This window comes from Bacillus sp. EB106-04-04-XG123 (genome assembly GCF_058791855.1).
This window is the reverse complement of sequence record NZ_JBYTDZ010000002.1, coordinates 824,015-846,127: the sequence shown is the minus strand read 5'-3', so window position 1 is coordinate 846,127 and position 22,113 is coordinate 824,015. Positions and strand designations below refer to the sequence as shown.

Annotated in this window: 20 protein-coding genes; 12 read left to right on the top strand and 8 right to left on the bottom strand. The window is 39.9% G+C overall.

The genetic code is table 11. The annotated features are described in order from the left end of the window. The first annotated feature begins 4 nt into the window (after positions 1-4). Together AC3WTB_RS09685 and AC3WTB_RS09680 are read left to right on the top strand one after the other, a co-directional pair. Entirely contained in the window at positions 5-1,471 is a 1,467-nt protein-coding gene (locus AC3WTB_RS09685) for a glycoside hydrolase family 1 protein (protein WP_058838389.1), read from the top strand. Positions 1,472-1,501: 30 nt separating this feature from the next. Further along, positions 1,502-2,350: a PRD domain-containing protein gene (locus AC3WTB_RS09680; protein WP_047203741.1), complete on the top strand. Its 849-nt coding sequence runs from the start codon at positions 1,502-1,504 to the stop codon at positions 2,348-2,350. Positions 2,351-2,444: 94 nt separating this feature from the next. Here the strand turns inward: AC3WTB_RS09680 and AC3WTB_RS09675 are convergent, their stop codons facing one another. Then, positions 2,445-3,623, bottom strand: a complete 1,179-nt coding sequence (locus AC3WTB_RS09675) for a response regulator aspartate phosphatase (RefSeq protein ID WP_492333656.1) — start codon at positions 3,621-3,623, stop codon at positions 2,445-2,447. A gap of 209 nt (positions 3,624-3,832) precedes the next feature. Between AC3WTB_RS09675 and AC3WTB_RS09670 the strand changes: the two genes are divergently transcribed. Next, complete coding sequence (locus AC3WTB_RS09670; protein ID WP_458210087.1) at positions 3,833-4,030, top strand: hypothetical protein; 198 nt, start codon at positions 3,833-3,835, stop codon at positions 4,028-4,030. A gap of 92 nt (positions 4,031-4,122) precedes the next feature. Next, positions 4,123-4,386 carry a DUF3967 domain-containing protein gene (locus AC3WTB_RS09665; RefSeq protein WP_492333655.1) on the top strand — a complete coding sequence of 88 codons (264 nt, stop codon included), beginning with the start codon at positions 4,123-4,125 and terminating at the stop codon, positions 4,384-4,386. Between the two features lie 114 nt (positions 4,387-4,500). On the opposite strand, the gene AC3WTB_RS09660 is transcribed toward AC3WTB_RS09665, so the two are convergent. Beyond that, positions 4,501-5,244, bottom strand: a complete 744-nt coding sequence (locus AC3WTB_RS09660) for a hypothetical protein (RefSeq protein ID WP_492333654.1) — start codon at positions 5,242-5,244, stop codon at positions 4,501-4,503. 898 nt (positions 5,245-6,142) lie between these two features. Between AC3WTB_RS09660 and AC3WTB_RS09655 the strand changes: the two genes are divergently transcribed. Further along, entirely contained in the window at positions 6,143-6,355 is a 213-nt protein-coding gene (locus AC3WTB_RS09655; protein WP_058838595.1) for a hypothetical protein, read from the top strand. A gap of 32 nt (positions 6,356-6,387) precedes the next feature. Here AC3WTB_RS09655 and AC3WTB_RS09650 read toward each other — a convergent pair whose 3' ends face one another. The 4 genes from AC3WTB_RS09650 to AC3WTB_RS09635 form a co-directional block, all read right to left on the bottom strand. Then, entirely contained in the window at positions 6,388-7,149 is a 762-nt protein-coding gene (locus AC3WTB_RS09650; protein ID WP_492333653.1) for an ABC transporter ATP-binding protein, read from the bottom strand. 16 nt (positions 7,150-7,165) lie between these two features. Next, positions 7,166-9,490 carry an FtsX-like permease family protein gene (locus tag AC3WTB_RS09645; protein ID WP_492333652.1) on the bottom strand — a complete coding sequence of 775 codons (2,325 nt, stop codon included), beginning with the start codon at positions 9,488-9,490 and terminating at the stop codon, positions 7,166-7,168. After that, positions 9,487-10,740: an MFS transporter gene (locus tag AC3WTB_RS09640; RefSeq protein WP_492333651.1), complete on the bottom strand. Its 1,254-nt coding sequence runs from the start codon at positions 10,738-10,740 to the stop codon at positions 9,487-9,489. The genes AC3WTB_RS09645 and AC3WTB_RS09640 overlap by 4 nt, the downstream gene beginning before the upstream one ends. Positions 10,741-10,809: 69 nt before the next feature. Then, positions 10,810-11,460, bottom strand: coding sequence for a TetR/AcrR family transcriptional regulator (locus AC3WTB_RS09635; protein ID WP_039182718.1), 651 nt, complete (start codon positions 11,458-11,460; stop codon positions 10,810-10,812). A 159-nt stretch (positions 11,461-11,619) separates the two neighbouring features. Between AC3WTB_RS09635 and AC3WTB_RS09630 the strand changes: the two genes are divergently transcribed. From AC3WTB_RS09630 to AC3WTB_RS09600, 7 genes are all read left to right on the top strand, one after another. After that, complete coding sequence (locus AC3WTB_RS09630) at positions 11,620-12,732, top strand: CdaR family transcriptional regulator (RefSeq protein ID WP_492333650.1); 1,113 nt, start codon at positions 11,620-11,622, stop codon at positions 12,730-12,732. A 117-nt stretch (positions 12,733-12,849) separates the two neighbouring features. Continuing rightward, on the top strand, positions 12,850-14,121 hold the full coding sequence (locus AC3WTB_RS09625; RefSeq protein ID WP_492333649.1) for a GntP family permease: 1,272 nt from the start codon (positions 12,850-12,852) through the stop codon (positions 14,119-14,121). A gap of 31 nt (positions 14,122-14,152) precedes the next feature. After that, positions 14,153-15,292: a glycerate kinase gene (locus AC3WTB_RS09620; RefSeq protein WP_492333648.1), complete on the top strand. Its 1,140-nt coding sequence runs from the start codon at positions 14,153-14,155 to the stop codon at positions 15,290-15,292. Positions 15,293-15,384: 92 nt separating this feature from the next. Then, on the top strand, positions 15,385-15,723 hold the full coding sequence (locus AC3WTB_RS09615; protein ID WP_034281410.1) for a zinc ribbon domain-containing protein YjdM: 339 nt from the start codon (positions 15,385-15,387) through the stop codon (positions 15,721-15,723). A gap of 319 nt (positions 15,724-16,042) precedes the next feature. Then, the gene (locus tag AC3WTB_RS09610) at positions 16,043-16,972 is read left to right on the top strand and encodes an ABC transporter ATP-binding protein (protein WP_492333647.1); all 930 of its coding nucleotides are present in this window, start codon (positions 16,043-16,045) and stop codon (positions 16,970-16,972) included. Continuing rightward, a complete protein-coding gene (locus tag AC3WTB_RS09605; protein ID WP_058838400.1) occupies positions 16,969-17,919 on the top strand; it encodes a DUF2705 family protein in 951 nt (316 codons plus the stop codon). The genes AC3WTB_RS09610 and AC3WTB_RS09605 overlap by 4 nt, the downstream gene beginning before the upstream one ends. 24 nt (positions 17,920-17,943) lie before the next feature. Next, entirely contained in the window at positions 17,944-18,372 is a 429-nt protein-coding gene (locus AC3WTB_RS09600; RefSeq protein WP_039182706.1) for a DUF4064 domain-containing protein, read from the top strand. Positions 18,373-18,413: 41 nt separating this feature from the next. Here AC3WTB_RS09600 and AC3WTB_RS09595 read toward each other — a convergent pair whose 3' ends face one another. Together AC3WTB_RS09595 and AC3WTB_RS09590 are read right to left on the bottom strand one after the other, a co-directional pair. Beyond that, on the bottom strand, positions 18,414-19,742 hold the full coding sequence (locus tag AC3WTB_RS09595; RefSeq protein ID WP_058838401.1) for a CitMHS family transporter: 1,329 nt from the start codon (positions 19,740-19,742) through the stop codon (positions 18,414-18,416). Between the two features lie 284 nt (positions 19,743-20,026). Next, entirely contained in the window at positions 20,027-22,093 is a 2,067-nt protein-coding gene (locus AC3WTB_RS09590) for a beta-galactosidase (protein WP_492333646.1), read from the bottom strand. Positions 22,094-22,113: the final 20 nt, after the last annotated feature.

The following is a 22,113-nucleotide window of genomic DNA, read 5'->3' as shown; positions in this document are numbered from 1 at the left end:
TCATATGACAAAAATCAAAGGTTTTCCAAAAGGATTTTTATGGGGCGGCGCCATTGCTGCTAACCAGGCAGAAGGCGCCTGGAATATAGATGGAAAGGGGCCGTCTGTTGCAGATATTGCAATGTACCGTTCCAACTTGAGTGTAGAAGATTATGAAGGCCATCTTGCAGTTACCACTGAAAATATAGATCGTGCGATGAAAGATCCAGACGATAAAAAATACCCAAAACGCAGAGGTGTCGATTTCTATCATCACTATAAAGAGGATTTGGCTCTCTTTGCTGAAATGGGATTTCAAACACTTCGAATTTCTATTGCATGGAGTCGTATCTTCCCTACTGGAGAAGAAGCTGAACCGAATGAGAAAGGGCTGCAATTTTATGATCGTGTATTTGCAGAAATGAAAAAACACAACATAGAACCGATCGTGACTCTCTCTCATTATGAAATGCCTTTAGCCCTTAGTGTGAAATATAACGGCTGGGTTGAAAGAAAAGTAATCGACCTCTTTGTGAAATTCGCCAATGTTTGTTTCGAACGTTATAAAGATGATGTGAAATATTGGCTTACCTTTAATGAAATTGATAGTATTCACCGACACTCTTTCATTACAGCGGGAATAATTCCTGATCGCTGCCCAGAAGGAAAAGTAGAAGAGACGGTGTACCAAGCACTTCATCATCAATTTGTTGCATCTGCTCTCGTAACAGCAGATTGCCATCGTATCATTCCAGGCAGCCAGGTAGGATGTATGCTGACAAAATTGACAACGTATCCGCATACGTGCCACCCGAATGATGTAGAACAAGCTTTGAAACAAAACTTAGAAAACTATTTCTATGCAGATGTTCAGGTGTTTGGCGAGTATCCGCCACTGATCAAGCGTATGCTTGAGAGAAAAGATATTCATATTCATATGGAAGCAGATGATCTTACCATTTTAAAAGAAAACACAGTAGATTTTATCTCATTTAGCTACTATATGTCTTTAACGGAATCAGCCCAAGATGGATTAGAAGAGACAGAAGGGAATACCATTCGTGGAGTCAAAAACCCTTATCTTCCTTCAACTGATTGGGGCTGGCAAATTGATCCGGTTGGTCTGAAAATTTCTTTGATCGAATTGTATGATCGCTATCAAAAACCTCTTATCATTGTCGAGAACGGCATGGGTGCAAAGGATATAGTTGAAAGTGATGGTTCAATCCATGACGACTATCGTATTAACTATTTCAAAGAGCACTTCCGTCAAATGAGAGAAGCCATTGAAGAAGGCGTCGATCTCTTTGGATATACGAGCTGGGGCTCGATTGATATTATTAGTGCAGGTACATCACAAATGTCAAAACGGTACGGCTTCATTCACGTAGATCAAGATGATGACGGGAACGGGACATTAAAACGATCTCGAAAAGATTCATTTTATTGGTACCAAAAAGTCATTGAGACAAATGGTGAATCGCTTGATTGAACACCACAATCATGAAAACAGGTGATGACGATGTTTAAAATCAAAAAAGTTTTAAACTCGAGCGTGGTCCTGGCTGAAGATCAGAACCAACAGGAGATGGTTTTGTTCGGCCGAGGAATTGGCTATGGCCAGAAACCAGGTCAAATGATAGAAGAGAAAAAAGCGGACCAAGTCTTTATGTCAGTCGATAACATGAGAGCAAAAGAATTTCTTCAATTGTTAGATTCAATGCCTCAGGAGTTTATCGATTTAACTCAGCAAATCGTCCAATATGCAGAAAAACGGTTAAGCTCAACTTTAAATTCAGGTGTTTATTTTACCTTAATGGATCATTTGAATTTTGCAGTGGAACGTCATAAAAAGAATATTAATATTACGAATCGTGTGTATTGGGAAATCAAAAATTACTATACAGAAGAATTTGAAGTAGGGAACTACGCACTTGAGTTAGTCAATGACACATTGGGCATACAATTACCAAAAGAAGAAGCTGCCAATATTGCCTTTCACTTGATTAATGCATTAGGTGAAGAGTCCGAGTCGAAAGATGGTATGAAATACGCCAAGATGATCGGAAGTATTGTCAATCTTGTTCGCTATACGTTGAATATGAAAATGGATCAAGAGAATATTCATTACAGCCGGTTCATTACACATGTGAAATTCTTTGTAGAAAGATTTTATGCTGATAAATTATTATCAGATCAAGAAAATGAGTTATTTGAACAAATTGCACATTTATATCCTCAAGCGATGGATGTTGCTTTTAAGATCAAAGACTATATTAAACAGGTGCATAGTATCATCATTCCTAATGATGAGCTGACTTATCTTGCGGTACATATACACCGCCTCATTTCTTATCAGCAACTAAAATAAATGTGGAACCACTTGCCTTGATGAGGCGAGTGGTTCTTTATTTGGCAAATGTTTATATTAAGTTCCGATAGGTCGTTCTGTTGGACCATTTTCATCATTTAATGAATTGAAAGTCCCTGTTTGTCCTAAAACAACGATGGTCAAAGTGATAATCAATAAACTCATTTTTTTCATTAGAATTCCCCCAGTCAATGATAGGATGTTTCATGCGATCAGCTTCCTTCAAAAAGAAGTAGGCTTGATGAATTGCTCCCAGCTCTTCAAAGTGTTTTGCTGCTAATGCACTTAATTCACAGACTCCTTCAGCATCTTTTAATTTTTTAAGAATGCTGATTTCATCGAAACAGGCTTGAGCTTTTTGAGCCATATCTTCAGTGAAATATAGATGGTAAAGCAAATTCATTTTTGCTGTATAGATGGGGCATTTCTCTGATTCATGTTTTTGGTTAACCAATTCGAAGTAATAGAGAGCTTGTGTCCTTTCATCGATAGAAAGCAGCTCTTTCATTAACATGTACATGGAGTGATGGAAGTAACACGATGAGAGATAGTCTTCGTCACTAAGAGCCTTTTCTAGGGCATCGATACATTTTTTTGATTCGCCAGCTTCGGCGTACAAAATACTGATATTATGATAAAGCTGTGATGTTAGAAAATGATCATTGAGACTGTCTGCGATGTGTAATGCTTTTTTGTAGTAATTTTCTGCCCTTATAAAGTCGCCAATGTCCATATAATTAGCAGCGGCGATGACAAAGGCTGCAGCTAGTCTTCTTTCATATCCTTCATGGCTTTTGAAAATATCAATAGCATTCTGAATGTAGTGTAGAGAAATTAGGCTTTGACGAAGCAGCATATATAAGTTAGCGATTTTCGTATGGAATTCTGCTACTTCTATTTCATCAGGAATGTGTTGTAGTTTTTTCTCGGCAATTTTAAACAGTCCAATGGCTGATGCATAGTCTCTTTTATATGACGCGTAAAGAGCTTTGTATAGGTAAAAATAGTATTCAATTAAGTCGTTTGTTTTAGAGGGGCAATCCGGCTCTGGCTGTTCTTTCAGTTTCGTACCTCTTCGTTCATATAACATGAGCTTATACTTGCCTTCTAGCAATGAGTAATAGGTCAAGACCTCCTGATTCTCTTCCATTTTTTGAAGTAATTCCTTTAATTCTGTATACATTGCTTTTGCACTGTGTACATCGTGCTTGCGAATTGCAATTCTCCAATCATTTAAACGATTCCCCACCTGTTCAGCAGAAATGATAGCCATGGAAATTTCACCTCGTTAAGATCCTTTCACCTGTTTCATAAAAAACGATATCACAATTTTTGGTAAAATATAATCGTTTCGGTGAGGCGATTGACAAGGGGTAATAAAAAGGACCAATGGTCATGTGATGAACGAATTTGTAATGGTGATTGAATGTTTTTACAAATGATTAAAATCTTTTTTAATTGTCTAAAAGAGGAGTATATACAATGGGCTTTAGGATTATGATCGAAAATATCATTGGTATATTACAAATAAATGAGAAAGAACTTCAAATACCAGATACCACATTACGAAGATACATTCGTCAACATGGCCATCATTTGAACATAAAGAAAAACGGAGAAAGCTATTTAGTAGCAAATGAGTCCATTCCTTTGCTGAAAAAATTCGTGGTTTATACGTAGAAGGAAATTCTATAGAAAACATTGAGACCATCCTCACTAATGAAGGACATCCAATCAATATCAAAATATACAATCATACAGAAAGTACAACATTGACGCTGAATGAGTCGATAGAGGACATAAGGAATACTCTTCACTCACAAATGAATGAACAAAAACAAATCATCCAATCTCTTATTCAGACAATTCATGAACATCAACACTACATTGAGGCTAAGCTTGAGGAACGCGACAAAAACCTCATAGAGGCTCTAAAAGAGAATGAAGAAATGAAAAAACAGATTGCTGCAGTTCAACAAAAAAAGTGGTGGCAATTTTGGAAATGGAACACCAATGACAATGGCCCTTTACCATAGATCTTCCCTAATTTTTAAATTTTTGATGTATCAGTTTTACTGTTTCTAATACAACAAGGCATTTTTATTAAAAAAACAGACTCATTTGAGTCTGTTTTTTGGATAGATGAATTATTAAATTCCTCCACCTTGATACGTTTTATATTTTGTAATAGTCTTGATATATTTTTTATACTTTGAATCTTTATAGTAATTGTATTGGGTTTTTACAGAAAGTTGCCATTTCCCTATCTGTTTTGTATAAGTTCTTTCTTTCCAATACATCATTTTAGATTTTGAAGCTTTATATACTGAAGCAATTGAATATGCTACTCCTGCTGCAGTACCTAATGGTCCACAGACTGATGTAATAATAGCAACTATAGCTCCTTCTTTAGCAGAATCTAGTAAGGTATTATGATTTGTAGTTCTCTTGTATTTATATCCATTAACTGATCCTTTCGGAGGTCCAGCTGCATATGTAGTTACTTCTGATACTTGATTATCTTTATTAATAAGTGCATCTGTTTTTGCTTGTTCTAAAGGAGTTTCATAATATACTTCTGAATTAATTTCAATTTCTTTAACTTCGCCAGTTTTTAAATTTTTTAATTCTAATTGACTTTCAGATTTTCTAATTACTTCAAATTCTAAATTCCCATCTTCATCAGTTGCTGTTGTTTTTTCATCACTTACTTTAGTTACAACAATTCCCGAATTAAGAAATATTTTATTTTCTTCAACTTTTTCAATCCCACTAAATTCATCATTTTGTATTTTGATTTCTTTAGCATTTAAAACATTGCTCCCACCCCCAGATAATGGTAGGCCAATTAGGAGTGATGCAGCTAAACCAGTAATAATCATTTTATTTTTCATTTATTTTACCTCATCGTTTACTTATTTTTTTAAAAAGGTCATATCTGATAAAGTGATTAAACAGAAATTGAATAATAACAGCACCCAAAACCATGATAGGAATAAGATAGAAATTCCCAGTTTTAATTGTAAGATTAAAAATAACAACTACAAAAATAATCATTATAATAAAACCAGTGACATTAAATTTATACTTTTTATTCATAGACTCCTCATCTCTCCTTAATTATTTCACAATCAACTCCTAACTGTATTTTACAATAAAAAACTATTAAATTGTAAATTGTTAAATTTTTAGCCTGAAAAATTTCCCTGTAAGATGAAAGAATCCTAAGTTACTAACGTTCTATATTTTAACATGTTCATAAACAAAAAAACCTTAAAATTACATTAAAAAACAAATTTATAGAATCCATTGATAGATAAAACTCAACAAGTTACAAGTCAGATGATATAGAAGCTTCTAATAAATTATGGAAATCATGTGTGATCAACAAGATCATTGACTTCACTGGAATTTGATTTATTACAGGTAGAATGCAAAACTGATCTAAAAAAGCTATGGGGTAAATTAACTGTTGAGATCATAAAAATCGTTGGAAAGAGCGCAGTCAAGGATGGGAATCTGCCAGCGCTTAGTGCATTAATAAAGGGGGCGAATTAGTATGAACGGTATTAAGTACATATCTTATTTTGTAATATCTTTGGTGTTACAGTGACTGTGGTTCCTAGCAATTAAAAAGATCCTAGATTTTAGTTAATCGATAGGTAAGTTGGAAGGTCGATCTAGGAAAGAAAATCAGGTATGATGTTGCTAGATCATGAGATAAGGAACTGATAGATGACGACAAAAGTAAGTATTAAACACCAACTCCGACCTTTTAGAAAGGATGTTGAAATGAAAAAAAGATTTCAAAGCTTAAACAGACAAATCACAGTCATTATCACGACTCTTTTACTTGTTTTAGTGACTCTATATATGTCAAAGAGATACTTCTATAGCAAAGAAATTGAGCTGCTGACAGAATCTTGTCAACAAGCTGGCGGCAAAATCATCTTAGAAACAAATAGTTTGTCTATGGATTACTCGTTTGAGTGCCAGAAAAAGTAGAACAGGCAGTTTCCTGCCTGATTTTACTCAAATTAAAAACCTAAATTTTGCAGCCATTGATTTAATCTCATTTCTCGGTTCTCGGCAGTTGAACGATCATATCTTCCTAATTGTAAACTGTCTGCCATTTCTCCGTCATTCATAAACATGATTCTTTCAGAACGAAGAGCCACCTTGGGGTCATGTGTAACAAGCAGCAGTGTTGCTCCTTCAGAGTGGATTCTTGAAAAAATATTCATCACTTCCTTTGTTGTACTGGAATTAAGAGCACCTGTTGGTTCATCAGCGAAAAGTATGTCTGGTTCATTCATGAGCGCTCGGCAGATAGCGGCTCTTTGAAGCTGTCCTCCCGATACTTCTGTCAAATATCTATTTGCCAAATGATCAATTTCAAGTTTTTCCATTAAATATTGAGCTCGTTCATTCACTTCTTGTCTTGGCTTTTTCTTTGCTAAATAAGCTGCTGCAATGATGTTGTCAAATAGATTAAGATTTTTTAATAAGTGGCTGTGCTGAAAGACAAATCCCATCTCAGTTAAGCGCAGAGCACTTAACTGTTTTTCTGTCATTTCTGATAGTGATCGGCCTTTATAATTGACCTCTCCTGTTGAAGCTGTTTCTATGCCGCTAAGCTGATAAAGTAAGGATGTTTTTCCACATCCAGAAGGTCCCATAATGGTCACGAATTCCCCACGCTTTATCGATAAATGAATATCCTTAAGAATCGTTTGTTTCTGTCCTTTTAATGAATTGATATGCAGTGACAATCGCTTCGTTTCAATCAAGTGTTCCATGTGAAACAACTCCTTATTAAAGTGTATGCCTTGTCGTTTGACTAGAAAAAAATGTCTTTAATAACCAGGTGGTCAAAGCTAAATTGACAATAAATAGTGTGAGTGGATACACAACTGACACCCATTGCGGTGACAGCCACTGGAGGCTCGACGCCCCTAATGATGCTCCACCTATACTCATCAAAGCAGGACCAATTGTATTGACCGCGATTGTTCCAATAAAGGCGCCAAAAGAGAGAACAACAATAAAACTTGTTATATATTGTGCTGTTATATCTGTTATAGAAAATCCAATTGTTCTTAACATGTTGTTCCGGCTTGAATCTTTCGCCTTTAACATGTGCAAAAACATGAATAGCATTAAGCTGGCGGTTCCAAAGGCAGCTAATGCAGCAAAAAATGCAACGACTTTTACGATAGCTGCTGTACTGCCGATCGTTTGATGAACGTATTCTTTCATATCTGTCACTTTTGCAGGAGATACCTTTTTTTCAAATATCGCCTTTTTCTCTGCAATATTTACTCCTGGTTTTAGTTGGATTTGAATGGTTTTCCAAAGAGCTGATTGAGGAAATGGCTGTGATATTGCTTTTGCTGTTTTGCCTCCATTGGTGACGTCCTGATAAATACCTGTCACCGTTCTTTGGGTTTCATGTCCGTTAGTTACGAGAGTGATTCTTTCTCCTATCTTTTTCTTAAGTGAATCTGCATTTAACACGGATAAGGCAATTTCATCATTCTTTAAAGGTTGCCGCCCTTGTAAATAGGTGAGGGGAAATGCTGAGAGCTCACCTGTTTCTAAATAGAGCGTTTCTAATGAATTCTCCTTTGATTTCGACTGAAGAGAAGCAGTCTCATAGATGGCTGCTGTTTGAATGCTCCGATCTTCACGAATCATTGATTCTATTTCGTTTGTATTTTTCGTTAGTTGATTTCCTTGGCGTATATCAATTCGGAGGTCACTTTTACCAGAGCCAAGGTATGTGATGAAATTCGGTGATTGTAAGGTATGCCATAGCTGAATAGGCATCAGCATTAAAAATGTACAAAGTGCAATAATACAAGTAATCGTTGTGTACAACTTCTTTCGTGATATCAGGTCTTTTAAACCAAGCCAAATATGGATCGGTAAGAACCTGCTTTTCTTGAGGTGCATAGGTATTTTTTTCTTATGATTCGATGAATGGATACCACCTTGAAGGGCTTGAGCAGCTGATATTTGACCAAACTTTCTTAGGACAGCATAGCTGCAAGAGATGACGATCATTGCTGTCACAATAGAAACAAAAAGCGGGATTAACAAATGATCAAAAGAAGGCTGATTCCCCATGTATTGCTGAATATTGGCCGTAAACATATCACCAAATATAAGTGTTAACACATAGCCTGCTATACATCCTGCACAAGCAAGCACGGCATACTTTCCAACGTATAATTGCTTAATTTTTGTTAAAGGAATCCCAAGTACCTTCAGTATGCCAATTTCACGTTCATCTTCTTCTATAGAAGCCGTCATAGCAAGATGGAGTGAGAGAAGGGCTATACTAATGAGCAGCAGGCAAACAAGCAAAAGAATGGCAATCACCATTCCATCTGTCAATGCGTTCAGCATGCGCAGCAAAGGCAGTGTGACAGCTGGGCCTTGTTGTGGCATCTGTGATGATTGATAGATTGCTTGAAAAGCATCTGTCTGCGCGGCATCATGCAGTAAAAATTCGATTAAGTACTCTTTTTGTTGAAACACTTGATTTATTGCGTCCCAATCCTCGTTATGAAGAAGAAATCTTTTTGAACTGACTAGACTGGGGTTCATTTGTGCATCTCGCAAGAACGCTTTAATGCGAAAGGTGAATTGATTAGCTCCTTTCTCAATCAGTAATGTTTCACCTATGTTGAGATGATACTTTTGTTGAAAATAAATTGGGACAGCCACTTCACCTTTATTGACAATGAGCTTCTCGTTTTGTTGATTTAAAAGAAAATCAAAATTGCGATTTTGCTTCACAAATAAATGATCCATCACACCTGCTTTGGCAGGCTCATGTCCGAACCTGATGTTTGCATGTTCAATTGGTATCATAGGGACGATTTGATGAGCTTTTACCATGGACTGCTTACTTGAAAATGCTTCAATGTCTTTTTCATTTAGGTCGCCGTCATGCATTTGGACAAAGTCTGGCGCTTTAGCAGAATGGAGCAGGCCAGAAATGGACCCATTCAGCTGTACTGTCATTTGAGCGGCACTTGCTGCGAGAAATGAAGTCATCATGATGCAAATAGTTAAACCAATTGAAATAAGACGGTGGCGGGTTAAGTCTTTCTTTATAAAGGCGAATCTCATGAGGCTGATTCCCCTTCATGTTGAAGCATATTTTTTGTTAGGTAGGCTAGGGCAAACATGAAAACACTGACGATTAACACAGTCACATACATGTTGGCTGAAAACGTATTAAACAAGAACCCATACATCATTTGACCAAGCGGAACTGCACATTGAGAAACCATTGTTAGATTGGCCATCACTTTTCCTAATTGCTGATTTGGAGTTTTCTTTTGAATATGTGATATCACAACGACCGAGATCATTGTAAGCAGCATAGCAATTGGAAGACATCCTGCTAAAAAGAGAAAATAAGCTGGATAAGTGCCAAATTGTAGAGCCATGGTCGATGTTGAGAACGCCACAGGCAGCAGGATGATGGCGATGACAAGCATCCAGCGATATAAAGTAGGAATGCGCCAATGCTTCGCTACAAGTCCAACTAGCAGAGCACCTGCGATGACAGCGAACTCAATCAAGCCCATTCCTATTCCATACATGATGTCACTGGTTTTCATTGTGACCCTTAAAATGATTGGGCCACCTACGATAAAAAATGGTGTAAGAATGAAATTTAACATTGCAGCAAGCAGCATGGTTCTTTTTAGAAACGGCTGGCTGCCGATATAAGAAAATCCTTGTTTCATATCTTTTATGAGCACTTTGCCCATAGAATCTGTCAGCGGACTAGAGGAGAAGGGTATTTTTAATCGTAAGAGCATGCACGCAGATAGGAAAAATACGATGGCACTGGCACCTATAATGAATTGACTTCCAATCATTCCGTATAGAACACCACCGATAACAGGTGCGAGAACACCTGAAAGTGCCTGAACGCCATTGACGATGCCGTTCGCTTGTTCTAATTGCTCTTCTTTCACTAGCTGTGGAATGCTGGACATCACAGTAGGTGCATAGAACGTACTCATCACACCAAGAAGTATCATGACAGCTCCTATCATGTAGAGCGAATCATTTCCAGATAATAACCAGAAATAAAAAGCAAGAATCATGATGCCGGCGAGGACGTCAAATAAAATCATCAAGTTCCTTCTGTTAAACCGGTCAGCGATTGCACCAGCTAATGGGGAGAGAAGGAACGGGATATTGGATAAAGCGAAAAGTAAGGCAAATAAATCAACTCGTTGTGTCATATCAAGCACATGTAAAGATAGAACAAATCGAATGAGAGAAGATCCGAAAACGGAAATAATCTGTCCGAGAACGAGGTAGATAAAGTGAGATGAATCTCTTTTGAATAATACATTCATAAATATCACTCTCCTTTTAGACCGACCGTCAGTCTATAATGTATGCAGGATTGGTATTGAAGTGACCAATCACTGATTATTTTCATCCTGCTCACCAGATAATCGCTTCAGCAGGAAGGAAAAGCTCCCCTTATCTGCATGCAATGAGGATTCGAGTATATCGATAAAAGCTAAAGCGCGTTGTATACTTTCTTCGGCTGTCCATTGAAACAGGCCTTCATCAAATATGACCTGTGCAGAAGCGAGAAGGAATTCAACCGTCTCTTGCGGATACTTCGTTTTGAATGTCCCTTCCTCTACACCTTGCTGAATGACATCTGCCAACACTGGTGATAGTTCTTTAATGGCTTTAATTAAGCTTTTTTGATGCATTTCTGCATTAGAAGGCTGATGGAACTGATCGATCATCCCCTGTTTATGGCTTCCTTGCTGAGGTGATTGCGCCATGATGATACGAAATAGTTTGTCAACGACTGGAAGGTCTGGATCAGCCGCAATACGCTTTGCCACGATGATATCTTCTTTGATGATCCTGTCAATAATGGCATCCATTACTTCTTCTTTGGATGCAAAGTAGTAATAAAAGGTGCCTTTTGCAATGCCAACGGCTTTTAATATGTCAATAATCGTTGTTTTCTGATAGCCTTTGGTTGAAAAAAGCGCTTCTGCTGCGTTTAATATGTCATTTTTACGTTCCTCAGGATGTTTAACGGTTCTCATAAAGCCATCCTTTCTTTTAACTAGACTGTCGGTCGGTCTTTGATTTGATTAAACACTTTTAGGGTGTCTTTGTCAATGGCTGGTTTTTAAACACTTTGCGTTTATTGTTCAAAGACACTATGATACATTGAATGAAAACACCTTCAGGAGAGATGCCTCATGCAATTTTTAACCAGTGAATTGGCTCAAGAAATGGTTGAACGTACGATGCATATTTTACATAAAAACATCAATGTGATGAATGCAGATGGTGTCATTATTGGTTCTGGTGAACGAAACAGGATTGGCCAGAAACATGATGGTGCACGACTTGTGCTGACAAGCGGGAACAGTGTGGAAATTGACCAGGAGACCTCCTTGCGCTTAGAAGGAGTGAGACCCGGGATCAACTTGCCTATTTGCTTTCATGAACAAGTAGTTGGTGTGATTGGGATTACTGGTGAGCCAGAGGACATTCGGCATCATGCCGAGCTGGTGAAGATGGCAGCTGAACTGGTGTTAGAGCAATCTTTTCTGCTTGAACGGGTTCAATGGCGTCATCGAATAGAAAGTGAAATTGTCAATCAGTTGATTTCATATTCTGATGTTGGGGATCATCAGCTGAAAAATCGAGCTGCTTGGCTGGGAATGGATTTAGACAAGCGCCGAAGGGCTATTGTTTTTCAGCCAGTTCCATCCTCAGAGGATGCTGTTCATAAATTGATGCATGCGATTCAATATGATAAGAAGGCGGATGATTTACTTGGTATGACCTTTTGTCATGAATTGATTCTTTTAAGTCATTCCATACCTGAACATCAATTAAAGCAGGTGGCAGGTCATCTGCAAAGAACAATGCAAAGAGCAATAGGAGGCCAAGTGCTAGTGGGGGTAGGGACTGTCGCTGACGACATCAGCCAGCTGCCAATTTCTTTTCAGCATGCGAGAGAAGCCCTGAGATTAGGGAAAGCTCTTGATCCGGAAGAAAGTATGTATTTCTTTGAGTCTTATCAGCTGGAAAGCTTATTCATGATTGCGGGAATTGCTGAAAAGAAAAGTCGATGGACTGACTTTTACAAGCCGCTGACACAAGAAGCAGAGCTCGCCCATACATTAAGGGTTTACATTGAAGAGGGCGGTGATTTGCAGAGCATTGTTGATCGTTTATTTATTCATCGGAATACATTGCGTTATCGTTTAGACAAAATTCAAGAATTGACTGGAAAAGACCCTCGTCATGTAAAACAGTTAATCGAGCTTTATATGGCGCAGCTAATGAATCAATTATCTTGATTGTGCAAATGCACAATTGAGTAGAGTGATAGATGAAAAAGTTCATCCAGATTCACAACACAATCCCTTTGGGTAAACGCTTACAATTGGAGAAAGATATTTTTAGGGGGATTGAGGATGAGTGGATATGTAACGGTAAGTACTTTGGGAGCCCTGGCGGCGCTTGTGATCGCGATTGTTCTCATTCTAAAAAAAGTATCACCTGCTTATGGCATGCTGGCAGGTGCATTTATAGGCGGCTTGGTTGGCGGTGTAGATATTGTTCAGACCGTCAACGTCATGATGGAAGGTGCTAAGGACATGATTCCAGCTGTCCTTAGAATTATGGCGGCAGGTGTACTGGCTGGTGTTCTCATTGAGTCGGGTGCAGCGTTATCGATCGCTGAGGCCATCGTGAGAAGGCTTGGTGAGGCGAGGGCACTATTAGCACTCGCACTTGCAACGATGATTTTAACAGCAGTGGGCGTGTTTGTAGATGTTGCGGTTATTACGGTAGCGCCCATCGCACTTGCCATTGCCAAACGCGCAAAGCTCTCAAAAACGGGAATTCTCCTTGCTATGATTGGAGGCGGGAAGGCAGGAAATATCATGTCACCGAATCCGAATGCCATTGCCGCTTCAGATGCTTTTGGTGTACCTCTGACTTCAATGATGGCTGCGGGTGTCATTCCAGCTGTGTTCGGGCTGGCGGTTACATATGTATTAGCTAAAAAGCTTGCAAACAAGGGGACACCCGTTCTTGAAGAGGAAACCGGGCAAAGTAAAGTTCAAATACCTGCTTTTTTTCAAGCACTGGCTGGTCCGCTGGTTACCATTTTATTGTTGGCTTTAAGGCCGCTTTTTCAAATCAATATAGATCCAATGATCGCCTTACCAATTGGAGGGATTGTAGGCGCTCTTTTCATGAAAAAAGGGAAATTTCTCAATGATTATGCGATGTCTGGGCTTCATAAAATGTCAGGTGTCGCGATTATGTTATTAGGGACAGGTACATTAGCAGGAATCGTATCGAATTCTTCCTTAAAAGATGTGTTTATTCAGGCACTTGATGCATCGGGTTTACCTCCATATTTACTTGCACCAACTTCAGGGATATTTATGTCAGCCGCTACTGCTTCGACAACAGCTGGCACGGCGGTAGCGAGCGGTGTGTTTAGTGGAACACTGATTGGGCTTGGTGTATCTGCTCTTTCAGGGGCAGCCATGATTCATGCTGGCGCAACAGTGCTTGACCATATGCCGCACGGGAGCTTTTTCCATGCAACAGCAGGAAGTGTTCAAATGGATATTAAAGAGCGTTTAAAGCTCATGCCTTTTGAATCGTTAATCGGTTTGACGTTAACCGTTGTATCGACCATTATTTTTGGCGTTTTCCAGCTGTTTGGCTAAAGGACATGATAAGAAATGAGGGGCTGATAGGATGAAAATTGTGATCGCACCAGATTCATTTAAAGAAAGTTTGTCTGCTTATGAGACAGCATGTGCCATTGAACGAGGATTTCGTTCTATTTTGCCACACGCAGAGTATATCAAACTGCCAATGGCAGATGGCGGAGAGGGGACTGTTCAATCGTTGGTTGATGCGACGGGCGGGCATATTGTTCATCAAGTGGTCACGGGCCCGCTTGGTGAGCCTGTGGATGCTTTTTTTGGCATGTTAGGAGACAGTCAGACTGCTGTCATAGAGATGGCTGCAGCCTCTGGATTACACCTTGTTCCGCGAGAAAAACGTAATCCGTTATGGACGACATCGAGAGGAACTGGTGAATTAATACTTACAGCGCTGGATAATGGAGCGAAGCATGTGATCATTGGGCTTGGCGGAAGTGCAACAAATGATGGCGGTGTTGGAATGATGCAAGGATTAGGTGCAGCTTTCCTTGATAAAACAGGACATGCACTGACGTCAGGCGGCGGGGCACTTCATCAATTAGCTTCAATTGATTTATCTGGACTCGATCCAAGGCTGCAATCTGTCCGGCTGGAGGCGGCTTGTGATGTGGATAATCCTTTAACAGGTGAGAGAGGAGCGTCTGCCGTTTTCGGCCCTCAAAAGGGAGCAGATGAAGAAATGGTTCAAGTGTTAGACAAGAACCTAGCTCATTTTGCACGAGTAGCTGAAAAGCAGTTCAATATATCCTTTGAAGATGCAGCAGGGGCAGGAGCGGCAGGAGGACTTGGTGCGAGTTTATTAGGCTTTTTAAAAGCAGATTTGCAAAGAGGAATCGATATTGTGCTGAAAGCTGTTCATTTTGATGACATCATCAAGGAGGCAGACCTTGTCATTACGGGAGAAGGCCGAATTGACCGGCAGACCATTTATGGAAAAACGCCAATCGGCGTAGCCAAAGCAGCGAAGCAGTATAATCTACCCGTGATTGCCATCGCAGGCTCTCTTTCAAAAGACAGTGCATTCGTACATGATCATGGAATTGATGCACTTTTTAGTATTGTTCCAGGTATCACCTCTCTTTCTGAGGCGATACACGATGCGAATCTTCATGTAGAGATAACAGCTCGGAATATCGCAGCTGTGTTAGAATTTGGAATAAAAAAGTAAACGATGAAAAATGTTTCCTTTTCTATCACATTCCTTCTATAGAAATGTGGTAAAATCGATATAAATGATGTAGAAAGTTGGAGGAAACAAAAATGTCTAATCTACCGAATTGTCCTTCGTGCAGCTCACCTTATACTTACGAGGACGGCAGTCTGTTGATTTGTCCTGAGTGTGCGCATGAATGGTCACTTGAACAAGAACAAGCGGCAGAGGAACAGCTTGTTGTCAAAGATGCGAATGGGAACCTGTTAAGTGATGGGGACACGGTCTCTGTTATTAAAGACCTAAAAGTAAAAGGTTCTTCATCCGTTTTGAAAATAGGAACGAAGGTCAAAGGCATTCGTTTAGTGGAAGGCGATCATAACATTGATTGTAAAATTCCTAGCTTCGGCGCAATGAAATTAAAATCAGAGTTTGTGAAGAAGATATAATGTATGAAAGGAGGCTGTAAGAGGCCTCTTTTCTTTATTTATAGGTGAAAGGAATAATCTCAAACAAAATTCCATACATATATACCTGTTGAAAAAGGTTCATTTTTTAAAAAATCAAGCCTCTTTTCACATAAAAATCCGCAGTTTTCTTAACCCTACCTTAAAAAAGGCAGATGATTCGCTAAATTTTGGCTAATCCCCTTCACAACTTTTGGGCAGTGCTGTACCATATGGAAGTGTATTTCTATTTTTGACGGATCATGGTGTTTGTCAGGAAATAGAATGATAGATGATACTTAGACAAAGAAGGAGAGGTAACGTGACGAACGTTTTAGAACTGCATAATGTATCTAGACATATTCGCGGGAAAAAGATTGTTCAAGACTTGAGCTTTTCTGTCCAAGCGGGCGAAGTCTTTGGCTTCTTAGGACCAAATGGTGCAGGGAAAACAACAACCATTCGTATGATGGTCGGTCTTTCTCCCATTACATCTGGTGACATTCTGATTAATGGTCATAGTATTCAAACCTCCTATCAGCATGCCATCCAAGATGTCGGTGCCATTATTGAAAACCCAGAAATGTATAATCACTTAACGGCAAGGCAAAATCTTGTTCACTTTGCCAGAATGAATGGGAAAGTGGATGAAGCGCGAATTGATGAGCTGTTAGAGCTAGTCAGCTTACAGCATGTGAAACATAAACGTGTGAGTACATTTTCATTAGGAATGAAACAGCGATTGGGCATTGCGCAAGCACTCATACATAGACCGAAACTGCTAATCTTAGATGAACCAACCAATGGACTTGATCCTGAGGGGATTCGAATGATACGAGATTACTTGAGAAGGCTTGCGAAGGAAGAAGGGCTGGCTGTTATTGTTTCAAGTCACCTCATGTCAGAGATGGAATTGATGTGTGATCGCTTTGCAATTATCCAAACAGGAAAGCTAGTTGCTATTGAGGATCAACGTGCTGAGACGAAGCAGGATGATATGGTTAATTATCGAATGAAGGTAGCAGCCGGGGAGCTTGAAGAAGCACAGAAGCTCATTGGTGCATTTGAGGAAGGCGTCACTGTAAGAGAAGAGGAACAGTACTTATTCTTCTCTATGCTAGAAGAAAAAATGCCAGAATTAATTCGTCATTTGAGCAGCGCGTCTATTCATTTGTACGAAATTAAAATCGAAAAACAAACCTTAGAAGATAAGTTCTTAAGCTTAACAGGTAAAAAGGAGGCAGACGTATGATTCGCCTCATTCAAAACGAGTGGATGAAGATCAGTTATCGTATTGGTACTTGGATTATGGTTGGGCTTCTTGTATTAGGTATGGTTGCCACGCTGATCTTTGCAGTGAAAACAAATGACAAAGATCAAGCTTCAGGTGATTGGAAGACTGAACTGCAAGCGATCAATAAAGCAAACAAGGAAGAATTGAAAGAGGATAATATAGGATTTTATAAGAGATCCCTTGAAAGCGAAATAGCAATCAATGAGTATCGAATCAAGCATAATTTACCTCCTGTAGATCAATTCGGTAAAAATGCATGGACTTATGTGAAGATCAATGCTGATTTGCTTCAGCTGGTCGGTGTATTTGTGATTATCATTGCAGCGACGATTGTCTCGGCTGAATATAAGCATGGTACAATTAAATTATTACTCATTCGTCCACCATCAAGAATGAAAATACTTTTATCTAAATACTTTACCGTTCAGCTTTACTCTCTATTTCTGATCGCGGTCCTATTTATCCTGTCATTTATTCTAGGTGCGATCTTCTTTGGACTTAATCATGATTATGTGTACTTGTCCTATCAAAATGGTAAAGTCATTGAACAATCTCAGCTTACAAATATGGTGTCATATTATTTGGCACATTGTGCTATGTTTGTTGTACTAGGAACACTTTCTTTTGCCATTTCAACGGTATTTAGAAGTGAGGCCCTTTCTATTGCGATTAGTGTGTTAGCTTATATTGTTGGAGCATCCATCACAAGCATTTTGATGTTCTTCTTTGATTGGGCGAAATACTTATTGTTTGCCAACGATCCTGCACAATATTTCGCGGACACACCTACTTTTATCGAAGGTATGTCTCTAGGATTCTCATTAATCGTCCTAGTCATCTATTGGGCTATTTTCTTAGCCATTGCCTTAATTGTCTTCCAAAAGCGTGAAGTGAAAACAGGTTAATTTAACTTTTTAGGAGGTTTACACATGATGAAACGTAAAGGTGAAAAAATTATGGGGATTATTAGTATTGTCCTCAATGCCATTGGTGTTGGGTTTGGGGCATTAATCCTTTCTGTGGGTCCATCTTTTTATGATGAAATCAATGAAGTGTTAAAAGAGGAAGGAGAAACATTGCCGATCGAAACGCTTCAGGCTTCGGTTCATGCATTTGGTACTCAGTTCATGGTCGTTTCCGCAATTGCGGCTGTGCTGTCGATTGTTGGTGTGATTTTCTTGAAAACTGACCGCCGTGCCGTGCTATCAGGTATTCTTTTCTTGGTTTCTGCTGTGACTCTTTTAATTGGAACAGTTGGCCTTGCATTCGTTCCAATGGTTCTATTGTTTATCATTGGATTAATGTCTCTTATTAGAAAGCCGAATACAGACATTCACACAAGTGAATATCCTTCATAATGATAGAAAAGACATGCGCATATCCGCGCATGTCTTTCTTTTTAAATGATGCCAATCAGCATCGCCACGAACAGAAGGATAATACTGAATCCCCACATCCAAAAGAAAGAGTAGCGGATGTGTTTCCCCATATCAACCCCTGCAAGACCTACAGCGAGCCAAACAGCGGGAGCAAGCGGGCTGACAAAGGTTCCGATGATGTTCCCAATCATCATGGCATATGCCGCAGAAGTGCCTGGTACGCCAACTTCAGATGTAATGGATTCAACAATTGGCAGAAGGGCGTAATAATAGGCATCTGTACTTGTCAGCATATCCAGAGGCACCCCAAGCAGCCCAACAATGATATGTAAAAATGGCAGCAAGAAGGCTGGTAAAATGTGAATACTGTCCACAGCAATGGCTTTCAGCATCCCCGTGCCTTCAAGAATTCCTAAAAATGACCCTGCGGAGAAAATGACAGCCGCCATCATCAGCGCACTAGGTGCGTGTGCCTTAATCCTTTCCATTTGCAGATTCACATTCGGAAAGTTAATCAATAGTGCCAGTGACAGGCCAATCATAAACATAAAACTAGCAGGAATCACGTTCAACACGAGAAGCACGACAACAGATACAAATAGGATAAGGTTGACCCAAATGAGATGATAACGCTTTAAAGAGGCGTCTCCCGTTTCACTAATAGACTGAATCGCACGATCCCAATCTGCGCCTTCTAGTTGAACCGCAGCTATTTCATTTGCAGCAATTTTCACCCGAATTCGTTTTTCTTCCCTTTTTCCTAAAATGAATGCCATCCCTAATACGAGCACAACGCCAATGAGCTGAATTGGAATGAGCGGCACCCAGAGTTCAGAGGGATCCATATTCAGGACACTTGCTGCCCGTCCAGTCGGTCCGGCCCATGGAATCATATTGGTTAATCCGGCACTCGTCCCGATTAATAACAGCAGTAAATAAGGACTCATATGTAATTTTTTATAAAGCGGAAGCAGTGCAGGTACAGTTAATAAAAAGGTCGTAGCCCCTGCTCCGTCTAAGTGTGCGATAACCCCAATCAAAGCAGTTCCCATTGCAACTGTGACAACATTTCCTTTTGTCAGCTTGATTAAAGCTTTAATTACAGGTTCAAAGAACCCTGTATCTTGCAAAATGCCAAAAAATAAAATGGCGAAGATAAACATGGTCGCCACCGGTAATACTTTGATAATCCCTTCCTCAAAGAAGGTTTGAATGTCATTGATCCCAAATCCCGCGATGAGTGCCCCTATTAAAGGCACCATGACCATGGCGACAATTGGACTTGCTTTTCCCCAAATCAGCAGCACAACAATCGTTAAAATAATCAACAATCCAACAAACGTTAACATAAGCCCCTCCCCCTGCAAATAAACCGTTTACATTTATCTATTCTTTTCATCCAATGCACTCCCATAGGTGCATTGAAAAAAAAGATTATCAAATTTATGAGTATGAAGCAACCGCTTTCATACCTATACAATGGTAAAAAAGGATGGAGAGACCAGTCGTAATGCGGCATCAAATATTGCAAAAAAATTTAGATAAAAAATAACTAATAAATTCACAGCGATAAATATGGGTATATATACTCATTAAAATCAAAAAGCGCCCAATAAATGGACGCTTCTTTCAATTATTTTTTCAGGATGACGTACTCGTAAGGATCAAGTTGAAGCTGCTCAGGCACTTGCTGGCCAGTCAGTATATTCTCATAGCTTGCCTCTGAATCTAGTGACATGTTCTGCTGCTCTTCTGAAAAATTCATCAAAAACACATAGTCCTGCGTACCGTCTGTTCGTTTTTGTACACTGACTCCTTCTGGAATTGCAGTGGATAGGACGGGTTGTATGCCAATGCCTGCGATAAGGTCTTCGTAAAACTCATCATAAAAAGCCTGTTCATTTTCTGAGGCCATATAGTATGCCTTCCCTTTTTCTAATGAACGGACAGTCAGGGCTGGCTGTCCTTCGTAGCAACCATTCTCAAAATGCCCTAGCACAGAGGCCGTTTCAGGATGTATGGATTCGCAATATTGTCCGACATGATAGGTGCGTCCATTCCCTGTCGTCATTAACACATGTTCATCTGGCATCAAAGTGTTGATTTCCTCTGCCCAAATGCCAAGTACATGACGGAGAGGACCAGGGAAACCTCCGAGGAAACAGAGATCATTTTCATCGACCATGCCGCTCCAGTAAGTCGCAATAAAAATGCCGCCCGCTTTGACAAAGGCTTCAATTTTTTCTGCAACGCCTGGTTTGATCATGTAGAGCATTGGCCCAATAAGCACACGATAGGATGAGAAATCCTTTTCCATTCCGACAATGTCAACAGGAATGCCCTTTTTCCAAAAGCTTCGATAGTGAGTTTGACAAGCCTCTACATATCGTTTGTTTGTATTATTTAAGCCTTGCGCATCATCAATGGCCCAGTGGTTTTCCCAATCGTAAATGATGGCAACCTCTGGCTGAACGGATGTGCCCGCAATTGGCTGCAGCTGCTCCAGTTGTTTCCCTAGATCAGCCACCTCTTGAAACACGCGCGTATGTTCATGACCAGAATGATCGACAACGGCACCGTGGAATTTCTCAGAGGCGCCTCGGCCTTGCCGCCACTGGAAATAAAGCACGGAGTCTGATCCGTGGGCAATGGCCTGCATGGCAGAAAGGTGTGCCATGCCTTTATGTTTGACCTTGTTTACTTCATGCCAGTTCACAAGACTCGGCGTACTCTCCATGACGAGAAACGGCTGTCCGTCCTTTAATGAACGATACAAATCATGTACAAAGGCGACGTTTGATGCTAATTCGGCAGTTGTTTCTCTGCCGCTATGCCAAGCAGGATAGCTATCCCATGAGATCACATCGACCTCTTTAGCAAATTGATGATAATTCAGCCCAAGGAATGGACGCATATGTGGATAGTCACCCATAAAGTTCGTGGTTACTGGGATATGAGGCGTCAATTCCCGCAGCGGTTCAATTTCATTTTGATAAAAATTAATCGTTTGCGCTGTGACAAAGCGTTTCCAATCCAGGTTCATGCCGTGAATCATGTGCTCCCCGTGTGGTGCGGGAGACTCGATTTGTGACCAATCACTATACGTGTGGCTCCAAAATCCTGTCCACCATGCTTGATTCAAAGCCTCAAGATCATGATTGTATTTGTCCTTCAAATAGTCTCGAAATGTTTCCTGGCAAAGATCGCAATGACACTCGCCGCCGTACTCATTTGAAATGTGCCACATGATCAGTGCTGGATGATCCTTGTAGCGTTCCGCAAGCAGCCGGTTGAGTGTGTTCGTTTTCTCTCGATAAACCGGAGAGGTGAAGCAATGATTATGGCGCAGTCCATGTAAGTTACGCTGACGATTCGCTTCGACGCGCAATACTTCTGGATATGTTTGCGACAGCCAAGCAGGTCTTGCCCCGCTTGGCGTAGCGAGAATGGCGTGTGCCCCCTGCGCTGCCAAGCGGTCCATAATGTCATCCAGCCAAGCAAAGTCATATTGACCTTCTTTTGGCTCTAGCTTACTCCATGCGAATATGTTGATGGAGAATGTTTGACAGTGTGCAAGCTTCATTAATCGAAAATCTTCGTCAATGATCTCTGGCATATGGAGCCATTGATCTGGATTGTAATCGCCACCATGCAAAAAGCCTTTCACATTTGGGTGAACGAGTGGGTAACGCTTTCCCATTTTGTCACGTCCTATCCTTT

Bases quoted from the DNA above. Each gene is read 5' to 3' on its own strand.
- AC3WTB_RS09635 (WP_039182718.1), bottom strand. From the start codon at position 11,460: ATGAGAACCGTTAAACATCCTGAGGAACGTAAAAATGACATATTAAAC.
- AC3WTB_RS09605 (WP_058838400.1), top strand. From the start codon at position 16,969: ATGATTCGCCTCATTCAAAACGAGTGGATGAAGATCAGTTATCGTATT.
- AC3WTB_RS09620 (WP_492333648.1), top strand. From the start codon at position 14,153: ATGAAAATTGTGATCGCACCAGATTCATTTAAAGAAAGTTTGTCTGCT.
- AC3WTB_RS09590 (WP_492333646.1), bottom strand. From the start codon at position 22,093: ATGGGAAAGCGTTACCCACTCGTTCACCCAAATGTGAAAGGCTTTTTG.
- AC3WTB_RS09600 (WP_039182706.1), top strand. From the start codon at position 17,944: ATGATGAAACGTAAAGGTGAAAAAATTATGGGGATTATTAGTATTGTC.
- AC3WTB_RS09625 (WP_492333649.1), top strand. From the start codon at position 12,850: ATGAGTGGATATGTAACGGTAAGTACTTTGGGAGCCCTGGCGGCGCTT.
- AC3WTB_RS09685 (WP_058838389.1), top strand. From the start codon at position 5: ATGACAAAAATCAAAGGTTTTCCAAAAGGATTTTTATGGGGCGGCGCC.
- AC3WTB_RS09680 (WP_047203741.1), top strand. From the start codon at position 1,502: ATGTTTAAAATCAAAAAAGTTTTAAACTCGAGCGTGGTCCTGGCTGAA.
- AC3WTB_RS09640 (WP_492333651.1), bottom strand. From the start codon at position 10,740: ATGAATGTATTATTCAAAAGAGATTCATCTCACTTTATCTACCTCGTT.
- AC3WTB_RS09675 (WP_492333656.1), bottom strand. From the start codon at position 3,623: ATGGCTATCATTTCTGCTGAACAGGTGGGGAATCGTTTAAATGATTGG.
- AC3WTB_RS09670 (WP_458210087.1), top strand. From the start codon at position 3,833: ATGGGCTTTAGGATTATGATCGAAAATATCATTGGTATATTACAAATA.
- AC3WTB_RS09630 (WP_492333650.1), top strand. From the start codon at position 11,620: ATGCAATTTTTAACCAGTGAATTGGCTCAAGAAATGGTTGAACGTACG.
- AC3WTB_RS09615 (WP_034281410.1), top strand. From the start codon at position 15,385: ATGTCTAATCTACCGAATTGTCCTTCGTGCAGCTCACCTTATACTTAC.
- AC3WTB_RS09660 (WP_492333654.1), bottom strand. From the start codon at position 5,244: ATGAAAAATAAAATGATTATTACTGGTTTAGCTGCATCACTCCTAATT.
- AC3WTB_RS09655 (WP_058838595.1), top strand. From the start codon at position 6,143: ATGAAAAAAAGATTTCAAAGCTTAAACAGACAAATCACAGTCATTATC.
- AC3WTB_RS09645 (WP_492333652.1), bottom strand. From the start codon at position 9,490: ATGAGATTCGCCTTTATAAAGAAAGACTTAACCCGCCACCGTCTTATT.
- AC3WTB_RS09595 (WP_058838401.1), bottom strand. From the start codon at position 19,742: ATGTTAACGTTTGTTGGATTGTTGATTATTTTAACGATTGTTGTGCTG.
- AC3WTB_RS09650 (WP_492333653.1), bottom strand. From the start codon at position 7,149: ATGGAACACTTGATTGAAACGAAGCGATTGTCACTGCATATCAATTCA.